This window comes from Celeribacter sp. (assembly GCF_048259695.1).
Classification (GTDB): Bacteria; Pseudomonadota; Alphaproteobacteria; order Rhodobacterales; family Rhodobacteraceae; genus Celeribacter.
This window is the reverse complement of the sequence record NZ_JBLXHL010000044.1, coordinates 1-6,348: the sequence shown is the minus strand read 5'-3', so window position 1 is coordinate 6,348 and position 6,348 is coordinate 1. Positions and strand designations below refer to the sequence as shown.

6 protein-coding genes are annotated in these 6,348 nt (G+C 66.3%); 3 read left to right on the top strand and 3 right to left on the bottom strand.

The window, feature by feature from the left end; all coding sequences use genetic code 11:
* Positions 1–830: glycerophosphodiester phosphodiesterase (locus ACN0Q0_RS17305; RefSeq protein WP_417244449.1), on the top strand; the 830-nt coding region annotated here is incomplete at its 5' end.
* Here the strand turns inward: ACN0Q0_RS17305 and ACN0Q0_RS17300 are convergent.
* Together ACN0Q0_RS17300 and ACN0Q0_RS17295 are read right to left on the bottom strand one after the other, a co-directional pair.
* Positions 827–1,672, bottom strand: coding sequence for an inositol monophosphatase family protein (locus ACN0Q0_RS17300; RefSeq protein WP_417244448.1), 846 nt, complete (start codon positions 1,670–1,672; stop codon positions 827–829). The genes ACN0Q0_RS17305 and ACN0Q0_RS17300 overlap by 4 nt on opposite strands.
* A gap of 247 nt (positions 1,673–1,919) precedes the next feature.
* Entirely contained in the window at positions 1,920–2,684 is a 765-nt protein-coding gene (locus ACN0Q0_RS17295) for a FadR/GntR family transcriptional regulator (protein ID WP_343504957.1), read from the bottom strand.
* A gap of 211 nt (positions 2,685–2,895) precedes the next feature.
* On the opposite strand from ACN0Q0_RS17295, the gene ACN0Q0_RS17290 reads away from it, so the two are divergent.
* Positions 2,896–4,044: a mandelate racemase family protein gene (locus ACN0Q0_RS17290; RefSeq protein ID WP_343504958.1), complete on the top strand. Its 1,149-nt coding sequence runs from the start codon at positions 2,896–2,898 to the stop codon at positions 4,042–4,044.
* Positions 4,045–4,082: 38 nt separating this feature from the next.
* The gene (locus ACN0Q0_RS17285) at positions 4,083–5,672 is read left to right on the top strand and encodes an ABC transporter substrate-binding protein (protein ID WP_343504959.1); all 1,590 of its coding nucleotides are present in this window, start codon (positions 4,083–4,085) and stop codon (positions 5,670–5,672) included.
* Positions 5,673–5,815: 143 nt separating this feature from the next.
* Here ACN0Q0_RS17285 and ACN0Q0_RS17280 read toward each other — a convergent pair.
* Positions 5,816–6,348, bottom strand: a 533-nt coding sequence (locus tag ACN0Q0_RS17280) for an ABC transporter ATP-binding protein (RefSeq protein ID WP_417244447.1), incomplete at its 5' end; no start/stop codon positions are given.

Below are 6,348 nucleotides of genomic sequence, written 5' to 3'. Positions count from 1 at the left end.
CGCCCCCCCGGGTCATCGCCCCCGCCGGGCGCCCCACTGGGCCACAGTGCCCCCGGGGCCCCCCCCGCCACGCCGACTTCGAGTTCGACCCGCAGCGAATCCGCGAGGGCATGCGGCTCGGTGCCTCGGTTGAGATCGACCTGCGCCGCCACGCCGGCGGCGGCTTCGCGGTGCTGCATGACGAGACCCTTGACCGAGCGACCTCCCGCAGCGGGCCGGTCGGGCTGGCCTCGGCCGAGGCGCTGCGCCCACTGCACCTGCGCGACAACGGCGGGGCGGCGACCGATGTCGGGGTGGCGCTGCTGGGTGACCTCTGCCGCGACCTCGCGGCCGCCGCCATCGGAGAAGGTGCCCTGCTGCAGCTCGATCTGAAGGAGGACAACAGCACCCTGTCGGACAGCGATATCTGTGCCTTCGCCCGCGACGTCGCGCCGGTACAGCGCCACATGATCCTGTCGGGGGGCGATGCGCTGGCGATCCGCCGTTTGGCCGAGGCGCTGCCGCAGTTGAAGACCGGCCACGACCCCTGCCATTTCGGCGCCCGCGAGGCACTCGAGGTCTCTGGTGATGACAGCGGGTTCGTCGGACGTGCCCTCGCCGAGGCCGGGACCGCCCGGATGATCTACCTCGACATCCGCCTGATCCTGGACGCCCTGGCCCGCGACTTCGACATGATCGCCGCCTTCCACGCCGCGGGATGCCGGGTGGACGCCTACACGGTGAAGGCGCTCGCACCCGGAACCGTCGATCTGTGCCGCCGGCTGGTGGCGCTCGGGGTCGACCAGATCACCACGCACGACCCCGAAGGGCTCTTCGCCGCGCTAGCCTAGCCCGCGGCGAAGCCCTCCAGAAGCCAGGGATGCATCCCGGCGCTGCCCGCGAGGATGGCGCCGGGGCTGCGGATATCTCCGCCGTCGAACCCGGTGACCACGCCCCCCGCCTCGCGCAGGATCAGCACCGAGGCGCCGTAGTCGACCAGCGACAGCATGTCCTCGAAGAACCCGTCGAGCCGCCCCGCGGCCACGTAGGCGATCGACAGCGCCGAGCTGCCGAGCCGCCGGACACCCGAGGTGCTGTCCATCGCCCGGCGCAGCGCGGCGTGATAGCAGTGTTCGGACACGCTCCGCACCTGCCCGCGAATGGGCAGCCCCGCCCCGATCACCGAATTCTCGACATCTGCCGTGCCGGTCGCATCCAGGCGGACGCCATTGAGCCAGGCCCCCTGTCCGATCTCGGCGGAGAACATCTCGCCCATCATCGGATCATAGGTGATCCCGGCCATTACCTCACCGCGTTCGAGCCGGGTGATCACCACGCCGAAATGCGGGATTCCCCAGGCGTAGTTGGTGGTGCCGTCGATGGGATCGATCACGAAGGTCGACCGGCCCTCTTCCGCTGCGCAGTCGCCGACCTGCTCCTCGCCCATGATGCCGCAGCCGGGAAAGGCCTCTTTCAGCGCGGCGACGATGACCGCCTCGGTCTGCAGATCGCCCTGCGTCTGGTAATCATGCCGCCCCTTGCGCACCATCTCGGCGCCATCTCGGCGGCGCAGCGTTTGCCGCGCCACCTCGCCTCCGGCCAGAGCGGCCCGCGCCATGGCGCGGAGTTCTTCGGACGTTGTCTCGGGGAGGGCTGCCTGTAGTGTAAGGGAAGGCATATTGGCGTCTTTCAAGAGCTATCTTCGTCCACACTGCGATGCGTCCGCCGCGTCCCCGGGACAAGTGAAGTTTTGATGAACGGCCGAAAACGGACACCAAGCGGCGACCCCTCAGCTGTTGGCTGAGGACTGAGGATCCCGGAGAGGGCTTCGCGCGGATAAGGTCGAATTAAGTAATAACAATCTTCTCTTCGTTGCTAAAGAGCTCCGCTCCAAGGAGAGCTAACGACGGTAGGTCCAGCTTAGCCAGTCGCGGACAAAACTAATAGGCATCGCCGCCGCGCAAGAGGCCGCGGTAGCGCGCGAGGCTGCCCTCGAGATGCGCTTTCATCGCGGCCTCCGCCGCCTCGGGCGCCCCATCGATAATAGCATCGACGATGCGCGCGTGCTCCTGCACGAGATCGGGGTTCGGCGTGTAGGCGCGTGGTGTGCCGGTGCTGCCCGCCTCAAGCTCGACCCGCGACACGATGCCGGGCCGGATCAGCGCGAGGAACTCCGGGAAGCGTTTGTTCTGTGTCGCCTGCGCGATCGCGTAGTGGAAGCCGAAATCGGCCTCGCGGGTGTTGCCGCCCGCTTCGAAGGCGGCCGACACAGCCGCGTTGGCCTTGAGAATGGCGTCGATTTGCTGCGCCGAGCGGCGCGTCGCGGCGAGCCCGGCGGCGCGGATCTCGAAAGCCGAACGCAGCTCGAAAAGCTCGATCACCCCCGAGAGCCGCTCCATGTCTAGATCGGCGAACGGCTGCGCCCGCCGCGCCTGCGCCGGGTCTAGGGCGAAGACCCCGGAGCCCTTGCGCGCTTCCACCAACCCCTCGGACCGCAGCAGGCCAAGCGCCTCGCGTACCACAGTACGGCTGACCGAGTGGATGCGCGTGAGCTCGGATTCGCTGGGCAGGCGGTCGCCGGGACGAAAGCGTCCGGTCTCGATCTCGCGACGCAGCCCGGCGGCGATCAGCTCGGCGCGGGTGCGCGCGGGCGTCGGCTCGGCAACCTGCCCGGCAGGAGAGAGAAGAGCATTCATGTCGGTCATAGGTTCGCGCCCGTGGATTTCTGTACAACAGGAAGTTTAACTGCACCGAGGGCCAAGACACCAGAGAAATCGGCCTGATTGCAGCGATAGCAACTGCCCTGTCACGGGAGTACCCGGAAAAGCCGTTGACCAGCTGTAGATATATGTCATACGTTCCTGTTATACAGATTGCCGCAGGGCGTCCCGGCCAGCGGAGAGGAGGAGACCACCCGTGATCATCACCGACGTGTCCGTGCGCGTGTTCCGCCACAAGACCCGCCGCCATTCCGACAGCGCGGGCCACGCCCACCCCGGCCCCGAGCACGAGGTGCAGCAGGCCATCGTGACCATCCGCAGCGAGGACGGAGTCGAAGGTCATTCCTTCTGCCCGCCCGAGGTGGCGCGCCCGCATGTCATCGACAAGTTCGTCAAAAAGGTGCTGATCGGACAGGACCACCGTGACCGCGAGCGGCTGTGGCAGGACCTGGCGCATTGGCAGCGCGGCTCGGCGGCGCAGCTCACCGACCGCACGCTGGCGGTGATCGATTGCGCGCTCTGGGACCTCGCGGGTCGCACGCTAAACCAGCCGGTCTACAAGCTGATCGGCGGCTACCGCGACAAGGTGCTGGCCTATGGCTCGATCATGTGCGGCGACGAGATTGAGGGCGGGCTCGCCACGCCCGAGGATTACGGCCGCTTTGCCGAGGCGCTGGTGGCGCGCGGCTACAAGGGCATCAAGCTGCACACATGGATGCCGCCCGTGAGCTGGGCCCCCGATGTGAAAATGGATCTGAAGGCCTGCGCCGCGGTGCGCGAGGCGGTCGGCCCCGACATCGCGCTGATGATCGACGCCTTCCATTGGTACAAGCGCACCGAGGCGCTGGAGCTGGGCCGCGGGCTGGAGAAGCTGGATTTCGCGTGGATCGAGGAGCCGATGGACGAGCAGTCGATGTCTTCCTACCGCTGGCTGACCGAAAATCTCGACATTCCCGTGGTCGGCCCGGAAAGCGCGGCGGGCAAGCATTGGCACCGCGCCGAATGGATCACCTCGGGCGCCTGCGACATCCTGCGCACCGGCGTCAACGACGTCGGCGGGATCACCCCAGCGCTGAAGACCATGCATCTGGCCGAAGCCTTCGGCATGGAATGCGAGGTGCATGGCAACACAGCGATGAACCTGCATGTCGTCGCCTCGGCGAAGAACTGCAAGTGGTACGAGCGCGGACTGTTGCACCCGTTCCTCGAATATGACGACGGGCTCGACTATCTCAACACGCTGTCCGACCCGATGGACCGTGACGGATTTGTCCATGTGCCCGACCGCCCCGGTCTGGGCGAGGACATCAATTTCGAGCTGATCGAAAACAACCGCGTCTGCTGAACCAGCGCGGGTCTCTAGAACCTTTGGGAGGAGAACCTATGAGACAATTCCTGACGGGCGTGGCGCTGTCAGCGCTGCTGGCGGGGGCGAACCCGGCGCTGGCCGAGACGCCGGACGATCAGTTGATCGTCGCCTTCACCATGACCAACGTGCTGACCATGGATCCCGCCGCGATCACCGGCGGCGAGGCGGTGCAGGTGCTCAACAACGTCTACGACGCGCTGGTCGAGCTCGACCCCGAGACCAAGGCGCTGATGCCGCGCCTCGCGGAAAGCTGGGAGATCGGCGAGGACAACCTCAGCATCACCTTCCACCTTCGCCCGGATGCCAAATTTGCTTCGGGCAACCCGTTGACAGCGGCGGACGTGAAATACAGCTTCGACCGGGTGATGACACTGGGCCAGTCGCAATCCTCAGGGCTCAATTCGCGCGGCTTCACCGCCGAGGGGGTGGATGACCAGTTTCAAGTGATCGACGATCAGACCTTCCGCATGGTGATGCCCGAGCCGGGCGATCCCAAGATGATCCTGATGTACATCTCGCAGGCCGGCATCGGCTCGATTCTCGACAGCAAGCTGGTCGAGGAGCACGCCGGCGACGATCACGGCCAGAGCTGGCTGACCAACAACTCTGCGGGCTCTGGGGCGTTCACGCTTGGCCAGTGGCGCGCCAATGAATACGTGATCCTGACCCGCAACGACGAGTTCTGGGGCGAGGCTCCGGCGATGAAGCGCGTGCTAATGCGCCACCTGCCTGAAAGCCAGAGCCAGCGGCTCGGGTTGCAGCAGGGCGACATCGACGTCGGCTTCAGCCTTGCCGCGCCCGACCTGCGGGCGCTCGAGGCGGACGAGAAGATCACCGTCGAGACCGAGGCCAGCGCCGGGTTCTATTACCTCGCCGCCTCGGTCGCGGACGAGAAATTCGACGATCCCAAGGTGCGCGAGGCGCTGCGCTACCTGATCGACTACAAGGGCATCAACGGCGCGATCATGCCCTACTTCGGGGTCGAACGGCAGCGGGTAATCAACAGCGGCGCCTTTGGCGCGCTGGACGATCCCGGCTACACGCTGGACGTCGAGAAGGCCAAGGCGCTCCTTAACGAGGCGGGTTACCCCGACGGCTTCGACACCACACTTCGGGTGATCTCGACGCAGGAGTTCCTCGACAGCGCGACGGCGATCCAGGGCACGCTGGCGCAGGCGGGGATCAAGGCCGAGATCATCACCGGCGACGGCGGGCAGATCTACGGCGCCATGCGCGAGCGCCAGTTCGAGCTGCTGGTCGGACGCGGCGGCGGCGGCCAGCAGCCGCACCCCGACAGCAACCTGCGGGCGCTCGTCTACAACCCCGACAACAGCCAGGAGGCCGGGCTAACCAACTACCAAAGCTGGCGCACCTCCTATCAGGATGCCGAGTTGAACGGTCTCATCGAGAGCGCGCTGGTGGAGCGAGACGCCGACGCGCAGATCGCGCAGTACCAGCAGATCCAGGAACTGATCGACGAGAAGGTGGCCTCGATCCAGCCGTTCTCGGAACGGGTGGTCACGGCGGCCTTTCAGGACGACGTGTCGGGGGTGATCATCGACCCTTGGGTGTCGCGCTTCGAAGATGTGGTGAAGTCGCGCTGAACCCGGCGACACCGGACGACAACAGGGCGCATCCCGCGGGGTGCGCCTTTCGCTTTGCCCTGCCGCGCTCCCTCTCCTGTCCAAGCAAGAACCCCTCCCCGCCATCCGGTGGGAAGGGGTCATCACTCTGACATCGAATGAACTTACGCCGCGCCCTCGTAGGCGAGGCTGGCGGCGATCAGCTCCTGCGCATAGGGGTGCTGGGCCGAGCCATCGAGAATGGCCTTGCGCGGCAGAACCTCTAGGATGTCCCCGGCCTTCATCACCGCGAAGCGGTCGCACATGTGATCGATCACTGCAAGATCGTGGCTGACCATGACGTAGGTGAAGCCCTTCTCCTCGCGCAGCCGAACCAAAAGATTGAGGATCTCTGCCTGCACCGAGACATCGAGCGCCGAGGTCGGCTCGTCGAGCAGCAGCACCTCTGGCTCGAGGATCAGCGCGCGGGCGATCGCCACGCGCTGGCGCTGCCCGCCCGACAGCTGGTGCGGGTAACGGTCGAGGAATTCGATCGGCAGCCCGACGTCTTGCATTACCTGCGCGAGCCGGCGCTCGGTATCTCCGAGCCGGTGGATCTTCAGCGGTTCCGACAGCGTCGTGCGCACCGAATGGCGCGGATGCAGCGAACCGTAGGGATCTTGGAACACCATCTGCAGAGTGCGGCACCGCTCCATCA